The organism is Granulicella mallensis MP5ACTX8 (genome assembly GCF_000178955.2).
In the GTDB taxonomy this organism is placed as follows: Bacteria; Acidobacteriota; Terriglobia; order Terriglobales; family Acidobacteriaceae; genus Granulicella; species Granulicella mallensis.
Genome location: NC_016631.1, coordinates 2,551,773 through 2,569,674, shown reverse-complemented (window position 1 = coordinate 2,569,674; position 17,902 = coordinate 2,551,773). Strand labels below are relative to the sequence as shown.

The following is a 17,902-nucleotide window of genomic DNA, read 5'->3' as shown; positions in this document are numbered from 1 at the left end:
TCATGGGCGCGCTGGCCTTTGCATGGATGTTCTCCGCGAAGGATTCAATGGAGTATCACTACTGGAGAATGGAAGGCAAAGGTCTCTTCCATGATATTCAGGCCTCAGCTTTTCTGTAAACGCGGATTCAACGAGTAGGTCCCGGTTAGCGTGTCTCTTGCGATGATGTGGCAGTCAAGTGCCGCTCGAACGTTAGCGCCAGTGGAGTCGCCACTCACTTCGCGATGAGGCACATCGAGTGCGTAAAGGGTGAAAACGTAATGGTGCAACAAGATATCGTTCTCTTTCGCGGGCTTGATGCCATGTTAACGGGCGAGGGCGGTGAGATGGTTTTCGTTCAGCATCGCTGTCACACTCCGCCACAAACAACAGATCGCGCTTCATCAGCCGCACCGGAACGGCGGGGTGATGGTCTCCGTCGTGAATTGGCAGGTCTTGTACTGAGGCTGTTGCGCCTGTCCCTTGTCCTTTGGCTTCTCTGGCGCGATGGCGAAGTACTTGCCATGCGGCACAATGGCACTTCCCTCCTGCGGCGTCGTGTACGCTGTGCTGATTTGTACCAGCTTCGGTTTGGTGGCGATGGTGTAGGCAACAGGTGCGTCCACCTTTGCCTACTGGCCGCTTGAAGCAGAGCACGCATCCAGCTTCGCAAGGTCGGAGAAGAGAGCTTGTTATGCCCTATCCGCTTGGGGCAGCCCAACGCTTCCCCCATGTCGACGATATTGCAGGCCACAATGATCTGATTTTGGCCAGTTTGCCAGCGCCAATAGGTCCTGTGAGCGTGACGATAGAGCCCATAGCTAGCAGTATCGGCTCCGCTTCCTTGAGTACAGATTCTTTGCCTCCAACCATGATTGCGAAGGTTCCATCGACAGCTTTCGGTTCTCTGCTACTGACCTGCACCGCGCGCATCTGCATACCTTGTGGTCTTGCGCGCCCTGCTGCCCGCTAGTGTCGCGTCGGTCAGTTACGACAAAAAGAAGTGTTCTAGCTATCTAAAAATAGGTGCTGGGACCCTAGAATCGCGCAACAATGCACGTTTCCAGTAAGGAGGTGAATATGCAAAGAGGTAGCGTTATTCAAATGACTCGTAAGAATGGTCCGGGTGTCTGGCAATTCCGCTGGTCAGACAAGGATCTGAATGGTCGACGTGTTTATCACAGACAGGTTATCGGAACTATCGACCAATACGCCGACGAGGCCGCCGTACGCCATGCTACGTTGCCATTGATTTACGAGGTAAACTCGCGATCCCCTCATGATCATGTTGGCGCGATTACAGTCGATCAGTTATGTGAGCATTTTGAACAATGGGAATTTCGGTCCAGCATCAGCCTGAGAAGCGTTGCAACCATAAAAACATATCGCGGCTACATTCGTCGATGGATTCGACCGCAATGGGGTTCTCGCAAGTTGGACGAGATTAAGGCCACGGATGTGGAAGCATGGCTGCGTAGTCTCAATCTCGCTCGCGGCTCACGCTCCAAGCTGCGAAGTATTCTTTCGATTCTCTTTAATCACGCTTGCCGGCACGAATTGTTCGATCACAATCCGATCCGGTTCGTTCGTCAAGGAGCGAAACGGCTGCATACGCCGGATGTGTTGACAGGCTCTGAAATCAAGCTTTTGGTTGAGAGCCTTCCCCTGCGCGAACGCACGCTGGTCCTGTTGGCCGCCTCAACAGGGTTGAGACAAGGTGAAATCTTTGGCCTCAAATGGCGTGACGTTGATTTCGAACATGGAGAACTGAACGTGATTCGATCAATGGTTTGTGGAGTCGTAGGCGCCTGCAAAACAGAGTCGTCTCAGAGACCAGTTCCGCTGCATCACCGACTCGCAGCGGCCTTGTTAGCCTGGAGGCCCAATTGCAATTTCAAGACTCAGGACGATTGGGTATTCGCAAGCCGATTGCACAATGGCCGAAAGCCCTATTGGGGACCGGTGATTCTACGAAAGTACATTCAGCCAGCGGCCCAAAAGCTGGGCATCCATAAGCAAATCGGATGGCACACCTTTCGACGTACCTACGCTACTCTGCTCAGAAGTCTCGGAGTTGAATTCAAAGTCATGCAGGAGTTAATGCGGCACTCCTCCCTGCGAACTACCCTCGATGTTTATACGCAAGCGGTCGGCCCGGCCAAGCGCGCTGCTCAAGCAGCGGTGCTTTCACTCTTCACTTCACCTGAATATTCCGAAGGGGGATGACGAGATCATCTGGACTGCGTAGCTGGAGCGAGCCACGTTTGAGGGTGCAAAAAGGACACCAAAATGTGGCTTTTTGCACCTTCGAATATAAGGCGAAAGTCCCGTAAGTTGTTGAGAGTATTTGGCGTCCCCGACGGGATTCGAACCCGTGTTACCGCCGTGAAAGGGCGATGTCCTAACCACTGGACGACGGGGACGCATGCAACGCGAGGCTTCGCTTTGCTCAATTCCTTAAGGCTAACAACACCTGGAGACAAAGGCAAGTCTCCCCTGTGAGTCCTGAGGCCAACACTAGTGTCGTTTAGGCCAGAGAGCAAGACTGGTGCGGACTTTACGACGCACATCCGCATACCGCAGCAGGATGAAGTTATCGGTCATGCCCGCGATGTAATCGGCCACAACCCGAGCCAGGCCTTCGCTTTCGACCTCTGCGTAATACGCCTCAGGCAGCTCTTCCGGCTCGTTCACCCAGAAATCGAACAGCTCCGTCACAACCTCTGCGGCCTTCGAGTGCTCGAGCTCCAGCTCCGGACAGGTGTACAGCGTGTCGTAGAGATAGCGCTTCTCTTCCAGGCGCTCGGCCTCCGCCTGCGGAGAAAAGACCGCCAGGCGATGGTCGGAGTTGCGAATATCCGCCAACGACTGTGCCCCAATGGCCGCCACATTCTCCCGCGTCGTACGAATGAGATCCAGCACCAGCGTCTTCTGCATGGCCTGCAGAGCGTCGTGGAAGATGTATTTCTCCTGCGCTCCGGCGTGTGCCTGCTGGACCGCGGCATAGCTCTTGCGCAGGATTCCGACGTGGTCGCGAATATGCCGCACCTCGAGCAGGCCGGACTCCACCCCATCGTCAAGATCGGCGGTCAGGTAAGCGATCTCGTCCGCGAGGTCGATGATCTGGGCCTCCAGCGGTGGCCGCTGGCTTAGGAAATACTCCGCCAGCTCCGGGTGCTCGCCTTCGCTGTAGTCACGCGAGTGCTTGATGATGCCCTCACGCGCTCCCAACGTAAGATTCAGGCCGCGATGCCCCGCATAACGCTGCTCGAACCGCTCGACGATCCGCAGCGCATGGAGATTGTGGTCGAAACGAAGTCCATGCCGCTTGAGGCACTCGTCCAGGGCACGCTCGCCAGCATGCCCAAAGGGCGGATGCCCAATGTCATGAACCAGAGCCAGCGTCTCCGCCAGGTCAACGTTGAGCCCCAGGGCCGCAGCTACCTGCCGGGCTACCTGGGCCACTTCAATGGTATGGGTCAGCCGGCTGCGAAAGTGGTCGGAGGCTCGGCTGGTAAAGACTTGCGTCTTCCCTGCCAGGCGACGAAACGCGCGCGCCTGCACGATACGGTCACGGTCCCTCTCGAACGGCTTGCGGCCATCGCTGGGAGGGGCTGGAAAGGCGCGCGACGATAACTGCTCTTCGATCTCGCCGAAGACGCCACAAGCTTGCAGGTTTAACATCATTCCTTATTAGTTTAGCCGGAAATCCCTAGTGGCTATTTTCCGGAGTGATGTTCGCATGGGCCAGCTTGACGCGAGCGCCTTCCAGCTTATGCTGCACCTTTTCGACATCGGATGGATCGGCCTCAGGCGCAAGCGAGGTAGCGTATTGCGCCAGAGACTTCTGCCACTGGACCACCGCCTGCGGCAGCTTACCGGTCTTGGCGTAGATCTCGCCTAGATGGTCAAGCACCGTTGGATCGTTGCCGGCTCGCGCAACGGCCTTCTGCGCGTAGTCTTCGGCAAGCGCATACTGCCCCTGCTTGTAGTAAGCCCACGCCAGCGAATCCAGAAAAGCGCCGTTCTGAGGATCGTAGGCTACAGCCTTTTTCAGCATGGTGACGGCTTCATCCAGCCGAATGCCGCGGTCCGCCAGCATGAATCCGTAGTCGTTCTGGATAGCCGCACTCTGCGGATCGATCGCCAGCCCCTTGCGGTACTCAGACTCCGCCTCATCGAACATCTTCTGCTTGTCCGCAATCGTGGCCTTGTACGAATAGAGGAAGACTTTATCTTCAGGCTTCGCAGAAAGGGCTTCCACCTTGTCGAGAGCTGCCGATGTTTCCTTCCAGCGCTTCGCCCGTGAATAGATATCGGCAATCGTGAAATAAACGATCCGGTCTTCCGGCGTGCCAGGGGTCTTGCCGCTCAACTGGGCATTGGCCAGCTTGATCGCCTCATCCAGCTTGCCAGCATCTCCCAGCTGGCTGGCATAGGTCAGTTGAATATCACGGTTCGTCGGCATCGCCTTGGCCGCGTCGGCCGCAGCGCGCAGGGCCTCAGGCCATTGATGGCCGTCTCGATAGGCCTGAACAAGACCATCGGCGCCACGCGCCTGGAAATCGCCGCCCAGCGCTTGGATCTGCTTATAGGCCTCTACGGCCTCCTGCGTCTTATTCGATTCGCGGTAGACGATCGCAAGCCGCTCCAGGAATAACGCACGGTTGCCCCGGGCCTGGTCGTCATACTTGCCGTCGGCCTGTTCGGTCGAAGCGAGCATATCTTTCAGGGTCTTGATGGCCTCGTCGTAACGTCCGAGCGCATCGTAGACCAGCGCCTCGTTGTAGTTGAGCTCGAGGTTGTTGGAGACCAAAGCTCCGGCCTTCTTCAGCGTCGCCAGAGCCTGTTCGTAGTGTCCCTGCTGGCGCTGGATGTCGGCCTCCCGAATCAGAGACTGCGCATCCTGCGGATCGGAGCTGATGATCTCCGCAAAGATCTTTGCCGCGGCATCGGTCTCGCCGTTGGCGATCAGGGCGTTGGCCAATCCGCGCTTCGCATCCGTATTGTCGGGGTCCTGGTCGAGTGTGGCCCGATATGCCGCAACGGCCTGCTTTGGCTGCTTCAGCTGGTCGTAAATGCCGGCCAGCGCAAAATCCATGCGGGCGCTCCGGTCATCTTCCGACACATCGGCGATCACCTTCGCGGCGCGCTGCAGATCACCCTGCTCCGAATAGAGCCGGGCCATGCTCAACACGACCTCTTCGGAAGATCCGTCGATCTGCTGTGCTGCCTTGAACTGCGCCTCGGCCTTGGCCGAATCGTGATTCAGGCCATAGAGCTGGCCCAGGAGCAGATGCGTCTCAAGGTCGTTGGGCTTAAGCTCTGCGATCTTCTCGTACTCCTTGATCGCCATCTGCAACATATCGCTGGACTGCGGACTCTGGCCGTCGCCAAGCGAACGGAGGTAGACCCGTCCCAGCAACATATGGGCATCGGCGTCATCCGGGTGCTTGGCTACCTGGTCCTGCGCAGCCGTAACGGCTTCACGAATCCGTCCCAGCTTGAAATAGAGGTTGGAGAGGCCGTCCTGCAGCATACGCGAGCCGGGATCAGCATCGAGAGCGAGCTTGTACTGTTCGATCGCCTGCGTCGCGAGGTCCTGGCGGCCATTGCCGGAGGCCTCATCTTCGTAGATCTTGGCCAGGCCGTAGTGATAGTACGCGGAAGAACGATCGGTCGAAGTGGGGGCAACCGCGTTCGCAGTCGCATTCTGCGCGAGCATACTGCCGGTGGCAGCGAACGAGACAAAGGCAACGGTAAAGCAGAGAGGCAAAAGTGAAGTACGAAAAGCTGGGCTCATGGGCAGAGATCCTGAAAACGCTCGTTCTAATTCCTTAGACGGCACTGTACAGGGTTTGGATGCTGAAAGCTAGGGATTAGGGCACAGGGATTAGGGATTAGCAATGCCTGAAGCTAATCCCTAATCCCTGTGCCCTAATCCCTGGCTTTTCTCAGCCGTGACGGAAGTGGCGCATCCCCGTGAGGACCATCGCCAGCCCTAACCGGTCTGCGGCAGCAATCACCTCAGGGTCGCGTACCGAGCCACCCGGCTGAATCACCGCCGTAGCGCCTGATTCCGCAATCAACTCCAGGCCGTCCGGGAAGGGGAAAAAGGCGTCCGAAGCGGCGACAGTTCCCTGCAGCGGCAGGGCCGCCTTCATGGCGCCAAACCTCGCGGCATCGACGCGGCTCATCTGCCCTGCGCCCACGCCTACCGTCTGCCCAAAGCCTCCATCGAGTCGTGCATAGACGATGGCGTTCGACTTGACGTGCTTGCACACGCGCCACGAAAAGAGCAGAGCCTTGAGCTCCTCCTCCGTCGGCTTGCGCGTGGTCGCGACCGTCAGTTGATCCGGCTGCACCATCGCACTGTCTTCGTCCTGCACCAGGTAACCGCCCGAGATCTGTTTGATCATCCGCGATGGCCTCGCCGGCTGGATACGCAGCACACGCAGATTCTTCTTCGTCCCGAGCGCAGCCAGCGCCTCGGGAGTAAACTCCGGCGCAACCACAGCCTCGACGAACAGCTTGGCAATCTCTGCCGCCGCTGCGCCGTCTACGGTGCGGTTAATACCGATCACTCCACCGAAGGCCGACACGGGATCGGCAGCCAGGGCGCGAAGATAAGCTTCCTCTACGGTCGTTCCCTGCCCCACACCACAGGGGTTTGTATGCTTGATGATCGCCACCGCGCAGGCATCAAACTCGCTCACCAGCGCCCAGCAGGCGTCGAGGTCGACAAGGTTGTTGTAACTGAGCTCCTTGCCCTGCAACTGCTCCGCATCGGCAATGCCCAGGCCCGAGCCATCCACATACAGCGCCGCAGACTGGTGGGGATTCTCTCCGTAGCGCAACGAAGCCTTGCGAGGAGCGATGACGCGCAGGGTTGCCGGCAGTTCCGTGGTCTTTGCCGATTCGCCCGGGGTGTCCGGCATCGCCTCCAGGGTCGTGGCAATCGCCGCATCGTAAGCGGCTGTCGTCGCAAAGGCCTTCCGCGCCAACTGCCAGCGAGTCTTATAGCTCAACTTGCCTTCGTTGGCCTTGAGCTCCTCCGTCAACGAGGCGTAATCCTGCACGCTCGTGACGACCGCGACATCCTCAAAGTTCTTGGCCGCGGAGCGCAGCATGGAGGGGCCGCCAATGTCGATGTTCTCGATAATCTCTTCGAATTTGACGCCCTCGCGCGAAGCCGTCTTCTCGAACGCATACAAGTTGACGACGACCATATCGATCGCCCCAATGCCATGCTCTTCCACCGCGCGCACATGCGCCGGGTCGCCGCGGCGATGCAGGATGCCCCCATGCACCACCGGGTGCAGCGTCTTCACGCGGCCATCGAGCATCTCCGGAAAACCGGTCAACTCGGCCACATCGAGGACAGTGAGGCCCGCATCGCGCAACGCCTTAGACGTGCCGCCTGTCGAAACCAATTCAACGCCAAATCCAGCCAGCGTCTTCGCAAACTCTACCAAGCCCGTTTTGTCGGTTACAGACAGCAGGGCACGCCGTACAACTTTCTGATCGCTCATGTCGTCCACCATTCTAATCTGTGTGTTGCGATGGAGTGCATCTAATCCCCTGCAAGCCAGACATGCACGCTTTGATTTAGAATGCTTCAGAACCGTAAATCCAACGCTACTCACACTATGTCGTCTTCGCCGTCCCTGATCGAGAAGCCAATGCAGCAACGCATGCCCGCCGACCTCCAAACTCTTACCACGGAGAAGCCGAATGACGCGTCAACCGGTCTCGATACGAAATCCGCTATCGATATTGCGCGCATCATCAACCACGATGACACCAAGGTCGCCGCAGCCGTAAAAAAAGCCCTGCCCGAGATCGCAATGGTGATTGACACTGTCGCGCGCTCGCTGCGCGATGGCGGACGGCTGATCTACGTCGGTGCCGGCTCTTCCGGACGCATCGCCGCACTGGACGCCTCCGAGTGTCCCCCGACGTTCTCCACGGCGCCCTCACAGGTGCAATACATCATGGCCGGCGGCCCCAAGGCCCTCGCCAGCGCTTCGGACGTCAACGAAGACTCGCCCGAGCTGGGCCAGCGCGATATCGCCCGCCGCCGCCCCACGCGCAAGGACATCGTCATCGGCGTCTCAGCCTCCGGACGCACCCCTTACGTCATCGGCGCCACGGAATACGCCCGCTCACGCGGAGCCAAGACCGCAGCCATCACCTGCAATCCCGACTCCGACCTCTCGCAGGTTGCTGACGTCACCATCTGCGCCGAAGTCGGTCCTGAGATCGTCTCCGGCTCCACCCGCATGAAGGCCTCCAGCGCGCAGAAGATGATCCTGAACATGATCACCACCGGCGCCATGACCCGGCTCGGCTATGTGTACGACAACCTGATGGTGAACGTTCACATGAAGAACGCAAAGCTCGTCGAACGCGGTATCCGCGTCCTGATGAAGCTCTGCGATATCGACCGCGAAACCGCGATCCGCACGATCAAATCCGCGGGCAAGTCGATTCCTATCGCCGTCGTTATGCTCAAGGCCAACGTCGACAAGATGGAAGCAGTGCGCCGCTTGCAAAAGTCCGATGGCAATGTTCGTCTCGCGATCGACGATTCCAGGCTCGAGCTCTAAGCGTCGAAGCGCGCGTCGTCTGGCATTGTCTTTGTTTTCTTGTTGTCGCCGTTGTTTTTCTGGTTGTCATTCCGAGCGCAGCGAGGAACCTGCTGTCTCCCGTTTTTCGCCAGTGTCAACACAAACATTACCCGTCGCCACAAACCCACCCCTTTCTTATTCAGCTCATATGTTTTCTGGTTGTACGAACAAAGAGCGGGAGACAGCAGGTTCCTCGCTGCGCTCGGAATGACAACCAGAAAGACAAAGGCAAAATCACCCCATCCGAAGCTCTAACAGCCGACGCAACATTCCCCTCAAGCCGTGTTTATTCCAACAGCAAGCGGCGTTTCATCCACAGCGCCGCGCCAAGGAGCTTTCGATGAAACGCACACTTCTCCCAGCAGCACTCGCACTCGTACTCGCCGGCTCAGTCGCCTTCGCGCAGCAGCCCCAGACAGTTCCGGCGCCCGACGCGCAGCAGCCCGCCGCTGCCCCGGCACACCACCACCATCACGCGCCGAATCCACAACACGAGACGAAGAGGCTTGCCAAGCAGCTCAACCTCACGGCAGACCAGCAAGCCAAGGTCGAGCCCATCCTGGCAGATCGCGACCAGAAGCTCACCGCCCTCCACGCCGACACCACCCTCGCCCCGCAGGACATGCACCAACAGATGAAGGCGATCCACGAGGCCGCCGAACAGCAGCTCGCCACCGTCCTTACCCCCGATCAGCTCCAGCAGTTGAAATCCATGCACCACGGACACAGGGGCCACGGCCAGGAACAGCAGCCCTCCACGCCGCCAACCGCATAACTCACTCCTTCAAATAGAAGCCTCCACGAGCAGTCTCGCGGAGGCTTTTTTGCGCTCCCTTACACTCGAACCATGTCTCGCTGCACGAGTTCCTCAGCCACCTCCCAACTCTGGTTTCTTTCACTGGCAATCTTGTTCGGGACGTCTACTCTCTGCGCGCAACAAACTCCCGCAGGCGAAGGCTGGCCCACCTACGGAGGAGACGCAGGCGGCACGCGCTATTCCAGCTCCACGCAGATCACCCGCGATAATCTCGCACACCTTCATCCTGTCTGGACATTCCATACCCACGCGCTCGACGCCCAGCGCACAGGTCTGAACGACGCCTCGTTTGAGACCACCCCCCTTCTCCGTGGCCATGCGCTCTACTTCACCTCTCCCTTCGACGTCATCTTCTCTGTAGAGGCCACCACCGGCAAACTTCTCTGGCAATATGACCCACGCGTTAAACCGGAGCACGAAGAGATGATCGTCACCTCGCGCGGCGTGGCTCTCTGGCCAACCTCTCCTGATTCCACCCGGTCCACGGCTCCCTGCTCCACCCGAGTATTCTTAGGCACCATCGATGCGCGCCTGCTGGCACTCGATGCCGCTACCGGCAAGCCCTGCACGGACTTTGGGCATTCCGGAGATGTCAATCTTCGCGAGGGCGTTCATTACACCGGCATCGGAGGCTATGGTCTGACCTCGCCCCCAACCGTCCTCGGCGATGTCGTCGTCGTAGGCTCGACTGTCGCCGATAACCAGCAGGTCGATGTCGAATCCGGCGTCGTTCGCGGCTACGATGTGCGCACCGGCCGCCTGCTCTGGAGCTGGGAGCCACTGCCCTGGGCTGCGGCACAGCACCCACGCACCGGCGCCGGCAATGCCTGGAGCGTCATCTCCGCCGACCCAGCGCTCGGCCTCATCTTTGTACCCACCGGCAGCGCCTCGCCCGACTTCTACGGTGGCCTGCGCCCAGGCGACAACCGTGATGCCGACTCCGTGATCGCCCTCGATGCCCGCACCGGTCGAAAGGTCTGGGCCTTCCAGACCGTCCATCACAATCTCTGGGACTACGACGTAGCCGCAGAGCCGCTTCTCTTCACCTTCCACAACACAACGCCGGCGATTGCCATCACCACCAAGGCAGGTCAAGTCTTCGTCCTCGATCGACGCACAGGACAGCCGCTCTATCCTGTCGAAGAGCGTGCAGTCCCACAGAGCGACGTGCCCAGTGAGATCACCTCTCCAACGCAACCCTTCTCCAGCCTTCCACCGCTCGCGCCTCTTGCCCCTCCAGAGCAAAACAACACAGGCTGGCAACGCAGCGAGGCCAACACCCAGTTTTGCCGGACTCAGCTCGCAGCCCTGCGCTACAGCGGCATCTATACTCCGCCCAGTCTCACTGGAACCCTGCTCTATCCAGGTAGCCTCGGAGGAGTGAACTGGGGTTCGCTTGCCTTCGATCCTGCCACGGGCATTCTCTACGTTAATAACAACCGTGTTCCCTTTACGATCCAACTCGTCGACCGCCGGTCTCCCGCTGCTCTATGGCAACGCGAGATTGAACCGATCCTTCGCGACTGGCCCATCTGGCTGTATTTGGCCGGAGGCACGCTTCTTCTCTTTTGCCTGCGCCGTAAACGCTGGAATCCCGGACTTCGTGGCTTACTCGCAGGCATGGCTGTAGCCTCCATCGCCGGATGGGTCTGCCTCTTCCCGATGAAGTACGGCATCCCGCACTTTGGCGCGGAGATCTCTCCGCAACGCGGCTCTCCCTACCTGCTGAAACGCCAGCCGCTCATCGACCACGATGGCAATCCCTGCACGGCGCCGCCCTGGGGAGCCGTAACGGCGCTAAACCTCAATACTGGTCACATCGCCTGGCAGTCGCCCCTGGGAATCGACACCACAGGTCAACCTACCGGATCCCTGACGCTGGGTGGCCCCATCGTCACTGCCGGAGGAGTCGTCTTCGCGGCAGCCACACGAGACGCCAAACTCCGCGCCTTCGACTCTTCCAGTGGAAAAGAGTTATGGAGCACCTCGCTCCCGGCCCCCGCTCAAGCCACTCCGATGACCTATACCCTGGATGGCAAACAGTTTCTGGTCGTCGCCGCCGGGGGACATGCCGGACTCAACGAAAAACGCGACGATACCCTGATCGCCTTCGCGTTAGACAAATAAGCCAGTCAACCAGGCCTCTTTTGCCCCTGCACCAACTTCGGCACCCGTTTCCTCATCACCCTTTCGTAGACTGTACAGATGGACAAGTTCGTTATCCGTGGCGGCAACCCGCTGCTCGGCACCATCAAAATCTCCGGCGCGAAGAACTCCGCGCTTCCCTGCATGGCAGCCGCCATCCTCACCGAGGATGAGGTCATCCTTGAGAACATCCCGCAGGTCCACGACATTGAGACCGAGCGCAAGCTGCTCGAGAGCATGGGAGCGCAGGTCGAGCTGGGCTATGGCCGAGCACAGCACCGTACGTCCATCCAGTGCGCCGTACTCTCCGACCCCGTCGCCAAATACGAGATCGTCAAGACCATGCGCGCGAGTTCCCTTGTGCTTGGTCCGCTCATCGCTCGCACCGGCATGGCCCGCGTCGCAATGCCTGGCGGCTGTGCCATTGGCGGACGCCCGATCGATCTGCACATCAAGGGCCTCGAAGCCATGGGTGCGACGATCACGCAGGAGCATGGCTATCTCGAAGCTCGTGCCGACAGATTGAAAGGCACGCACATCGTCTTCGACAAGATCACCGTCACCGGCACGGAAGACCTTCTGATGGCCGCCACGCTTGCCGAGGGCGAATCGCTCTTTGAGAACTGCGCCCGCGAACCCGAAGTCACCGACCTCGCCGCGCTGCTCAATGCCATGGGCGCACAGATCGAGGGCGCAGGCACTTCAGTGATCCGTATCAAGGGCGTTGCCAAGCTTCACGGCGCTCGCCACCGCATCAACCCCGACCGCATTGAGGCCGGAACCTTCCTCATCGCCGGAGCCATCACCGGCGGCGACCTCAACGTCGATTGCTGCAACCCGGAACACCTGGGCGCACTCCTCGGAAAGCTGGAGCAGTGTGGCGTCAAGCTCGAAATCGGCAAGGAAAACGTGCGCGTCCACTCCGGTGGCAAGCTCCAGGCCGTCGATATCTCTACCGAAGAGTACCCCGGCTTCCCCACCGACATGCAGGCGCAGTTCATGGCGCTGCTGACCCAGGCAGAAGGCACCTCGGTCGTTACCGAGAACATCTTCGAGAATCGCTTCATGCACGTCGGCGAACTGAACCGCATGGGCGCGAACATCTCGGTCAGCGGACGCACCGCCACCATTCGCGGCGGGGCTCAACTCCAATCGGCTGCCGTCATGTGCTCGGACCTCCGCGCCTCGGCGGCTCTCGTCCTGGCTGCGCTGGTGGCCGACGGAGAGAGCATTCTCGACCGCGTATACCACATGGATCGCGGCTACGAGCGCATGGAAGAAAAGCTCCGCGGCGTCGGCGCACAGATTCGACGCATGGGTGAGGTCTTCGGCAAAAAGTAGCCGAAGGCCCCATCCCCGGCGCATAATTTCTCTAGAGGTGTCCTATGGCGACCACACCCGCACTGCTCTCCATCGACGAGTACCTCCGCACCAGCTATCACCCTGACGCCGATTTCGTTGATGGCGAGATCGAGGAGCGCCACTTGGGCGAATACGAGCACGGAAAAATTCAAGGCTTCTTTTACTTTGTTTTCACCCTCAATGAGGAGTCTTGGGGTACGGATCCCGTTGTAGAACAACGCATCCGTGTTACATCAGACCGTGTTCGGGTTTGTGACGTAGCCATACTGCGCAGCGATGCACCTCGCGAACAGGTCACAGCCACTCCGCCCCTCGTTTGCATTGAAATTCTCTCGCCTGAAGACCGTATCTCACGTGCAAAGGAAGTACTCGCCGACTACCTCTCGATGGGCGTAGAAAACATCTGGCTTATCGATCCGCTCCGTCGCATCGCCTATACCTTCGATGCCACAGGCCTGCACGAAGCCGATTTCACGAACCTCACTGTCTCCGGGACCCCTATCCACGTCGACCTCACGGAAGCGTTTGCGAAACTCGACAAGAAATTTGTCGCCGCCGACCGCCTATAATCGACCTAATGCGGTCCTTGTCGAAGCCCTTCGCCCTGATCCTCGCTCTCACGGCGATCCTCGCTCTCACGGCGATCTTCGCCTCCCTCGCCGCTCCGGCGTTAGCACAGTCCCAGCAGGCCGGCGGCCGCGTGGTTCTTGTCCTTCCCTTCGACAACCGCTCCGGCAATCCCTCCCTCAACTGGGTCGGCGATTCCTTCCCGGACACCCTGAGCAAGCGCCTTACCTCCGCCGGCTTCCTCACCATCTCTCACGATGACCGGCTCTTCGCCTTCGATCACCTCGGGCTGCCGGCTGGCTTCAAGCCCTCCCGCGCCACCACGATCAAAATCGCACAACAGCTTGACGCGAACTATGTCATCGTCGGCAGCTACAACATAGCGAACGACCAGATCACCATTCAGGCCCGAGTCCTCTCCGTCGATGCGCTCAGCCTTACCGCGCCTATCGAAGACGGCGCCCCGCTCAATCGGCTCTTCGACGCCGAAAACGCCATCGCATGGAAGGTCGCGCGGAACATCGATCCTCACTTCAATGTGGCCGAAGGCACCTTCATTGCCGCGCCCGGCGCCGTCCCACTCTCCGCCTTCGAGAACTACATTCGCGGCACCAACGCTCCCGCAGCCGATGAGCGCATCAAGCGACTGCAGGCAGCGGTGGCCATCGTGCCCGATTACGCGGCGGCTCTCTTGGCGCTCGGCAAAGAACAGTACACGGTACGCAACTTCCCTGCCGCCGCAACGACCCTGGCGAAGGTGCCGCACAGCGACCGTCTTGCGCTGGAAGCCAACTTCTATCTCGGACTGGCCCACTTCAACTCCGCCAACTATGCAGCCGCTGAACAGGCCTTCGCCTTCGTGGCCACAAGGCTTCCTTTGCCGGAAGTAGTCAATGATCAGGCCGTAGCGCTTAGCCGTCAGGGCAAAGACGGTGCGGCATTCTTCCAGAGGGCCTCGACAGCCGACCCCTCCGACGAGGACTACCACTACAACCTCGCCATCGCCCTCTTTCGCCGTGGAGACACCGCCGGCGCGCTCAAAGAAGCCGACGCCGCCCTGAAGCTCAAGCCGAACGACAACGAAGCCGGATCGCTGCGGGCTCACCTCAGCCTCGTTCCTGCCGGAACGAAGCTCACCGACAGCGCTACCAACTCCTTCAGCCCGGTCGAGCGCATCCGCCGTAACTACTCGGAGGCCGGTCTCCGCCAGGCCGCCTTCCAGCTTGACCAGATGCGCGCGGCACGCATGGCCATGCTTCCTCCAGCCCAGCAGGCGACCGAGTACACCCAGCTAGGCCGCGATTATCTGGCCCAGGGCCTGCTGCCGGAAGCGGAAGGCGAGTTTCAATCCGCTCTCACAGCCGACCCCAACAGCGCCGCTGCCCACGTCGGCCTCGCCCAGGTCCGAGAAGCTAGCGGCAATGCCGCAGAAGCTCGCGATGAGGCTCGCAAATCTCTCAAGATTCAGCCAAGCGCCACCGCGTATCTCGTCCTCGCGCGACTCGATCTCGCAGACAATCTTCTGGCTGGCTGCGCCGACGACGTATCGCGAGCGCTGAGCCTTGAGCCCTCCAACACCGCCGCGCAGGCCTTGCGCCAGAATCTTCAGCAGCGTGGTCAAAGTATCCCGTAAACGGATAGGGCTCTGACTGAATTTCTTATATTTGACCTGAGCGTAGCGAAGTGGAGATCCCCTTGTATTTCGCCAGCACAGCCATGGCAATCGCTCCCCGGCTTCCACTCTCTCCGGATACAGCCATCCTTTGCTTCACTCTTGGACTGCTGCTGATCTATCTCGAACTCAACCGGCCTGGAACGATCTTCCCTGGCGCGGTAGGTCTCCTGATTACGCTATTGGCAATTGCAGCACTCCTCCATTCGCCGATAAACGTCTCCGGAGTCGTCCTTATCGCTATTGCCATGGGCCTGCTGTTGCTCGACCTGCTGCGTCAAACGCCTCTGCTGCTTGCAGTTTCAGCAACCGCTGCCCTGATCTTTGGCTTCCTGCACCTCACCGCCGGAGCAGTCAGACCTCACGTCCATGTCGCCGTTGCCACGGGCTGCGGTCTCATCCTGGGAGCAGGAACCTCACTACTCACCCGTCTAGCCCGCCGCGCCCGAGCCAACAAGGGTTTAGACTTAGAACGAGCGCGCACTTCGCGCCCCGGAGCCCTCAAGTCTTGATTCGCAAAGTTTCGCTCTTCCTCGCCGCAGCCGTATTGGCATCCACGTTCGGCAGCGCCGGCGCTCAGCAGGTGTCGGTGCTCGACCGTCAGCTCTCCCGCCTCGACCTCGGCATCAGTGGCGCTGGCATCTTCAGCAAGACCGTCTCCGGGCCGGTTCTTCGTCCCGATGCTCCGGACTGCGCCCCCGGGCAGCCCTGCTTCCTCACGCAGCAGCCCTCCAACACCGTCGGCGCTCTGGTCAACATTCGCTATATCGCGAAACCTCTCGTCGGCTTCGAATTCAACTTCGGTTATGCCCGCTATACCGAGAACTTCTCGTATCCACAGCCCCCGATCGCCGTTCAAACGGGCGCTAACGAGTACACCCTCGGGTACATCGTCACCCCCGCACACCACATCTTCGGCTTTCAACCCTTTGTCTCTGCGGGTCTGGGTACGACAGAGTTCAAACCGACCCGGCACGGCGGTGAAAGCTTGCCCTCGCAGGCTCGTGCCACCTACTACTATTCGGCGGGCATCCAGCAGGAGTACTTCTCCAGCCACTTCGGCCTGCGCGCTTCCTTCCGCCAACTCTTCTATCTGGCTCCCGACTTCGGCCAGAACTATTACACGATCAAGCAGCACACCATCACATCCGAGCCCACTGTCGGCTTTTATATGCGCTTCTGATCTTCCGGAGTCTTCATACTTCCATGAGTCACCTTCTTGACGACGACGATGACGATCTTCAGGGCCGGCAAAACCATCGGGAACTGACCCTGGGTACAGGTTCAGTTCTCGGTATTTTTTTCGGTCTTGCTCTGTTGTGCGCGCTGTTCTTCGCCTTCGGCTACAACATGGGCCATAAATCGGCTCCGCCTGTCGCCGCCGCGTCCGACACATCGGATACCTCCGATGCTTCCTCGACCACATTCAATACCTTCAAACCCGCAGCAGGCTCTCCAGCAGGCCACACGAACGCTCCTGCGATTAAACCGGTAGCCGCAACAAACGAATCAGACGACACAGAGGATGCGCCGGAAGCACCCAGCCCACGGCCCTCCGCGCCCGTGCATGTCCCGGCTACGACAACTGCGACCGAGGCACCCGTCCCCACCAAAAAGCCGGCTCCTGTATCCGAGTCAGCTTCCAGCAGCCATCCAACGCCTCCACCGACTCCCTCGACAACGCCAGTAGGCTCCTTCGTTGTGCAGGTAGCCGCCGTCTCCCATCAGGAGGACGCCAGTCTGCTGGTCGGAGCGCTGCAGCGTAAGGGATATACAGTCGCAGCCCATAGCGAGCCCCAGGATAAGCTGATCCACATTCAGGTAGGCCCCTTCAGCAATCACAAGGATGCAGACGCCATGCGCCAACGTCTGCTCGCCGACGGCTACAACGCCATCGTCAAGTAACCCCTCGCCGCTCAACTCCCCGTTGCTCGAAGCTGAATCAGATCCCCTGCGCCAGCACCCGTTCCATCTCCCCGCGCACAGCAGCCATCAACTCTTCGCGTGTGGCGAAGTCCTCAGGCTCCATCACCGGAAGAAATCGCACAACTACCTCGCCGGGGATAACCTTCAAGCTGCCTTTGCTCATCATGCGTTCGGTTCCACGAATCACGATCGGAACCATGGGTGCCCCGGTCTCCGCCGCCAGAAAAAACGCGCCTTTTTTGAAGGGCAACAGCTTTCCATCCGGCGATCGCGTCCCCTCAGGAAACACGAAGATGTGCATGCCTGAACGCAACGCGTCTGCTGCAGCTTCTACGCTCTTGCGGGCCTCTTCACGAGAGTGCCCACGCGACACCGGAACATACTTTCCCATGCGCATCGCCGTTCCCAACAGGGGGATGCGCATCAGTTCCTTCTTCAGAAACACACTGGCCATGCCCGGAATAGAGGGCAGCAATACCGGCGCGTCGAGGTTCGATACATGATTGCTCATGAAGATGCAGGAGCGGCCTTGCGGGATATTTTCCAGTCCCTCGATACGCACACGAATTCCCGCTGCGCGTATGCCCAAACGGGCCGTTCCCATTCCCCACCGGTACATGGCGCGGAAGTTACCCCGCAGGGCTGACCACGGAATCCCCACCAGCGCGGCCGGCACGCCTAAAGTTACGAACACAAACAACATCCGAAGAGCAGCAAACATGTTCCTTTAGGATATCGTGCTCTCCAGTGGACCGATTCAACTTCTCTCTTATGCTTGTCCCCTCTCATCGGTCATAAAAGAGC

General features: G+C 59.6%; 16 protein-coding genes, 1 tRNA gene and 1 pseudogene. 10 read left to right on the top strand and 8 right to left on the bottom strand.

Annotated elements, in window-relative coordinates; translation table 11 throughout:
• Nucleotides 1-104: 104 nt before the first annotated feature.
• The 3 genes and pseudogenes from ACIX8_RS26535 to ACIX8_RS26530 all read right to left on the bottom strand — a co-directional run.
• Nucleotides 105-269, bottom strand: a complete 165-nt coding sequence (locus ACIX8_RS26535) for a YbhB/YbcL family Raf kinase inhibitor-like protein (RefSeq protein WP_223295512.1) — start codon at nucleotides 267-269, stop codon at nucleotides 105-107.
• Between the two features lie 114 nt (nucleotides 270-383).
• The gene (locus ACIX8_RS26175; protein ID WP_044176551.1) at nucleotides 384-605 is read right to left on the bottom strand and encodes a hypothetical protein; all 222 of its coding nucleotides are present in this window, start codon (nucleotides 603-605) and stop codon (nucleotides 384-386) included.
• A gap of 73 nt (nucleotides 606-678) precedes the next feature.
• Nucleotides 679-930 (bottom strand): annotated as a pseudogene (locus ACIX8_RS26530) (NAD(P)-binding domain-containing protein); the annotation flags it as partial.
• Nucleotides 931-1,059: 129 nt separating this feature from the next.
• On the opposite strand from ACIX8_RS26530, the gene ACIX8_RS10745 reads away from it, so the two are divergent.
• Nucleotides 1,060-2,205, top strand: a complete 1,146-nt coding sequence (locus ACIX8_RS10745) for a tyrosine-type recombinase/integrase (protein WP_014265364.1) — start codon at nucleotides 1,060-1,062, stop codon at nucleotides 2,203-2,205.
• A 122-nt stretch (nucleotides 2,206-2,327) separates the two neighbouring features.
• On the opposite strand, the gene ACIX8_RS10740 is transcribed toward ACIX8_RS10745, so the two are convergent.
• The 4 genes from ACIX8_RS10740 to purH all read right to left on the bottom strand — a co-directional run bounded on the left by ACIX8_RS10740 (nucleotide 2,328) and on the right by purH (nucleotide 7,511).
• Nucleotides 2,328-2,402, bottom strand: a tRNA-Glu gene (locus ACIX8_RS10740).
• 94 nt (nucleotides 2,403-2,496) lie between these two features.
• Complete coding sequence (dgt, locus tag ACIX8_RS10735; protein WP_014265363.1) at nucleotides 2,497-3,666, bottom strand: dGTP triphosphohydrolase; 1,170 nt, start codon at nucleotides 3,664-3,666, stop codon at nucleotides 2,497-2,499.
• 25 nt (nucleotides 3,667-3,691) lie between these two features.
• A complete protein-coding gene (locus ACIX8_RS10730) occupies nucleotides 3,692-5,782 on the bottom strand; it encodes a tetratricopeptide repeat protein (protein WP_014265362.1) in 2,091 nt (696 codons plus the stop codon).
• Nucleotides 5,783-5,933: 151 nt separating this feature from the next.
• Complete coding sequence (purH, locus tag ACIX8_RS10725) at nucleotides 5,934-7,511, bottom strand: bifunctional phosphoribosylaminoimidazolecarboxamide formyltransferase/IMP cyclohydrolase (protein WP_014265361.1); 1,578 nt, start codon at nucleotides 7,509-7,511, stop codon at nucleotides 5,934-5,936.
• A 150-nt stretch (nucleotides 7,512-7,661) separates the two neighbouring features.
• Here purH and murQ point away from each other — a divergent pair, with 150 nt between their 5' ends.
• The 9 genes from murQ (at nucleotide 7,662) to ACIX8_RS10680 (ending at nucleotide 17,077) form a co-directional block, all read left to right on the top strand.
• Nucleotides 7,662-8,588, top strand: a complete 927-nt coding sequence (gene murQ / locus ACIX8_RS10720; RefSeq protein ID WP_014265360.1) for an N-acetylmuramic acid 6-phosphate etherase — start codon at nucleotides 7,662-7,664, stop codon at nucleotides 8,586-8,588.
• A 361-nt stretch (nucleotides 8,589-8,949) separates the two neighbouring features.
• Entirely contained in the window at nucleotides 8,950-9,384 is a 435-nt protein-coding gene (locus ACIX8_RS10715; protein WP_014265359.1) for a hypothetical protein, read from the top strand.
• A 72-nt stretch (nucleotides 9,385-9,456) separates the two neighbouring features.
• Nucleotides 9,457-11,553: a pyrroloquinoline quinone-dependent dehydrogenase gene (locus ACIX8_RS10710; protein WP_014265358.1), complete on the top strand. Its 2,097-nt coding sequence runs from the start codon at nucleotides 9,457-9,459 to the stop codon at nucleotides 11,551-11,553.
• A 78-nt stretch (nucleotides 11,554-11,631) separates the two neighbouring features.
• Nucleotides 11,632-12,912, top strand: coding sequence for a UDP-N-acetylglucosamine 1-carboxyvinyltransferase (gene murA, locus ACIX8_RS10705; RefSeq protein ID WP_014265357.1), 1,281 nt, complete (start codon nucleotides 11,632-11,634; stop codon nucleotides 12,910-12,912).
• 44 nt (nucleotides 12,913-12,956) lie between these two features.
• Nucleotides 12,957-13,502 (top strand): Uma2 family endonuclease, encoded by a 546-nt coding sequence (locus ACIX8_RS10700; RefSeq protein ID WP_014265356.1) that lies wholly within the window; start codon nucleotides 12,957-12,959, stop codon nucleotides 13,500-13,502.
• 8 nt (nucleotides 13,503-13,510) lie between these two features.
• The gene (locus ACIX8_RS10695; protein ID WP_014265355.1) at nucleotides 13,511-15,133 is read left to right on the top strand and encodes a tetratricopeptide repeat protein; all 1,623 of its coding nucleotides are present in this window, start codon (nucleotides 13,511-13,513) and stop codon (nucleotides 15,131-15,133) included.
• A gap of 62 nt (nucleotides 15,134-15,195) precedes the next feature.
• Complete coding sequence (locus ACIX8_RS10690; RefSeq protein WP_044176546.1) at nucleotides 15,196-15,684, top strand: NfeD family protein; 489 nt, start codon at nucleotides 15,196-15,198, stop codon at nucleotides 15,682-15,684.
• Nucleotides 15,681-16,355 carry a hypothetical protein gene (locus ACIX8_RS10685; protein ID WP_014265354.1) on the top strand — a complete coding sequence of 225 codons (675 nt, stop codon included), beginning with the start codon at nucleotides 15,681-15,683 and terminating at the stop codon, nucleotides 16,353-16,355. Before ACIX8_RS10690 ends, ACIX8_RS10685 begins: the two co-directional genes overlap by 4 nt.
• A 23-nt stretch (nucleotides 16,356-16,378) precedes the next feature.
• Complete coding sequence (locus ACIX8_RS10680) at nucleotides 16,379-17,077, top strand: SPOR domain-containing protein (RefSeq protein WP_014265353.1); 699 nt, start codon at nucleotides 16,379-16,381, stop codon at nucleotides 17,075-17,077.
• A gap of 37 nt (nucleotides 17,078-17,114) precedes the next feature.
• On the opposite strand, the gene ACIX8_RS10675 is transcribed toward ACIX8_RS10680, so the two are convergent.
• On the bottom strand, nucleotides 17,115-17,801 hold the full coding sequence (locus ACIX8_RS10675) for a lysophospholipid acyltransferase family protein (protein ID WP_014265352.1): 687 nt from the start codon (nucleotides 17,799-17,801) through the stop codon (nucleotides 17,115-17,117).
• Between the last annotated feature and the right edge of the window lie 101 nt (nucleotides 17,802-17,902).

What these genes read in the sequence shown, in the direction of transcription:
- ACIX8_RS10745 (WP_014265364.1), top strand. Translation starts at nt 1,060, where the DNA reads ATGCAAAGAGGTAGCGTTATTCAAATGACTCGTAAGAATGGTCCGGGT.
- dgt (WP_014265363.1), bottom strand. Translation starts at nt 3,666, where the DNA reads ATGATGTTAAACCTGCAAGCTTGTGGCGTCTTCGGCGAGATCGAAGAG.
- ACIX8_RS10730 (WP_014265362.1), bottom strand. Translation starts at nt 5,782, where the DNA reads ATGAGCCCAGCTTTTCGTACTTCACTTTTGCCTCTCTGCTTTACCGTT.
- purH (WP_014265361.1), bottom strand. Translation starts at nt 7,511, where the DNA reads ATGAGCGATCAGAAAGTTGTACGGCGTGCCCTGCTGTCTGTAACCGAC.
- murQ (WP_014265360.1), top strand. Translation starts at nt 7,662, where the DNA reads ATGCAGCAACGCATGCCCGCCGACCTCCAAACTCTTACCACGGAGAAG.
- ACIX8_RS10715 (WP_014265359.1), top strand. Translation starts at nt 8,950, where the DNA reads ATGAAACGCACACTTCTCCCAGCAGCACTCGCACTCGTACTCGCCGGC.
- ACIX8_RS10710 (WP_014265358.1), top strand. Translation starts at nt 9,457, where the DNA reads ATGTCTCGCTGCACGAGTTCCTCAGCCACCTCCCAACTCTGGTTTCTT.
- murA (WP_014265357.1), top strand. Translation starts at nt 11,632, where the DNA reads ATGGACAAGTTCGTTATCCGTGGCGGCAACCCGCTGCTCGGCACCATC.
- ACIX8_RS10700 (WP_014265356.1), top strand. Translation starts at nt 12,957, where the DNA reads ATGGCGACCACACCCGCACTGCTCTCCATCGACGAGTACCTCCGCACC.
- ACIX8_RS10695 (WP_014265355.1), top strand. Translation starts at nt 13,511, where the DNA reads ATGCGGTCCTTGTCGAAGCCCTTCGCCCTGATCCTCGCTCTCACGGCG.
- ACIX8_RS10680 (WP_014265353.1), top strand. Translation starts at nt 16,379, where the DNA reads ATGAGTCACCTTCTTGACGACGACGATGACGATCTTCAGGGCCGGCAA.
- ACIX8_RS10675 (WP_014265352.1), bottom strand. Translation starts at nt 17,801, where the DNA reads ATGTTGTTTGTGTTCGTAACTTTAGGCGTGCCGGCCGCGCTGGTGGGG.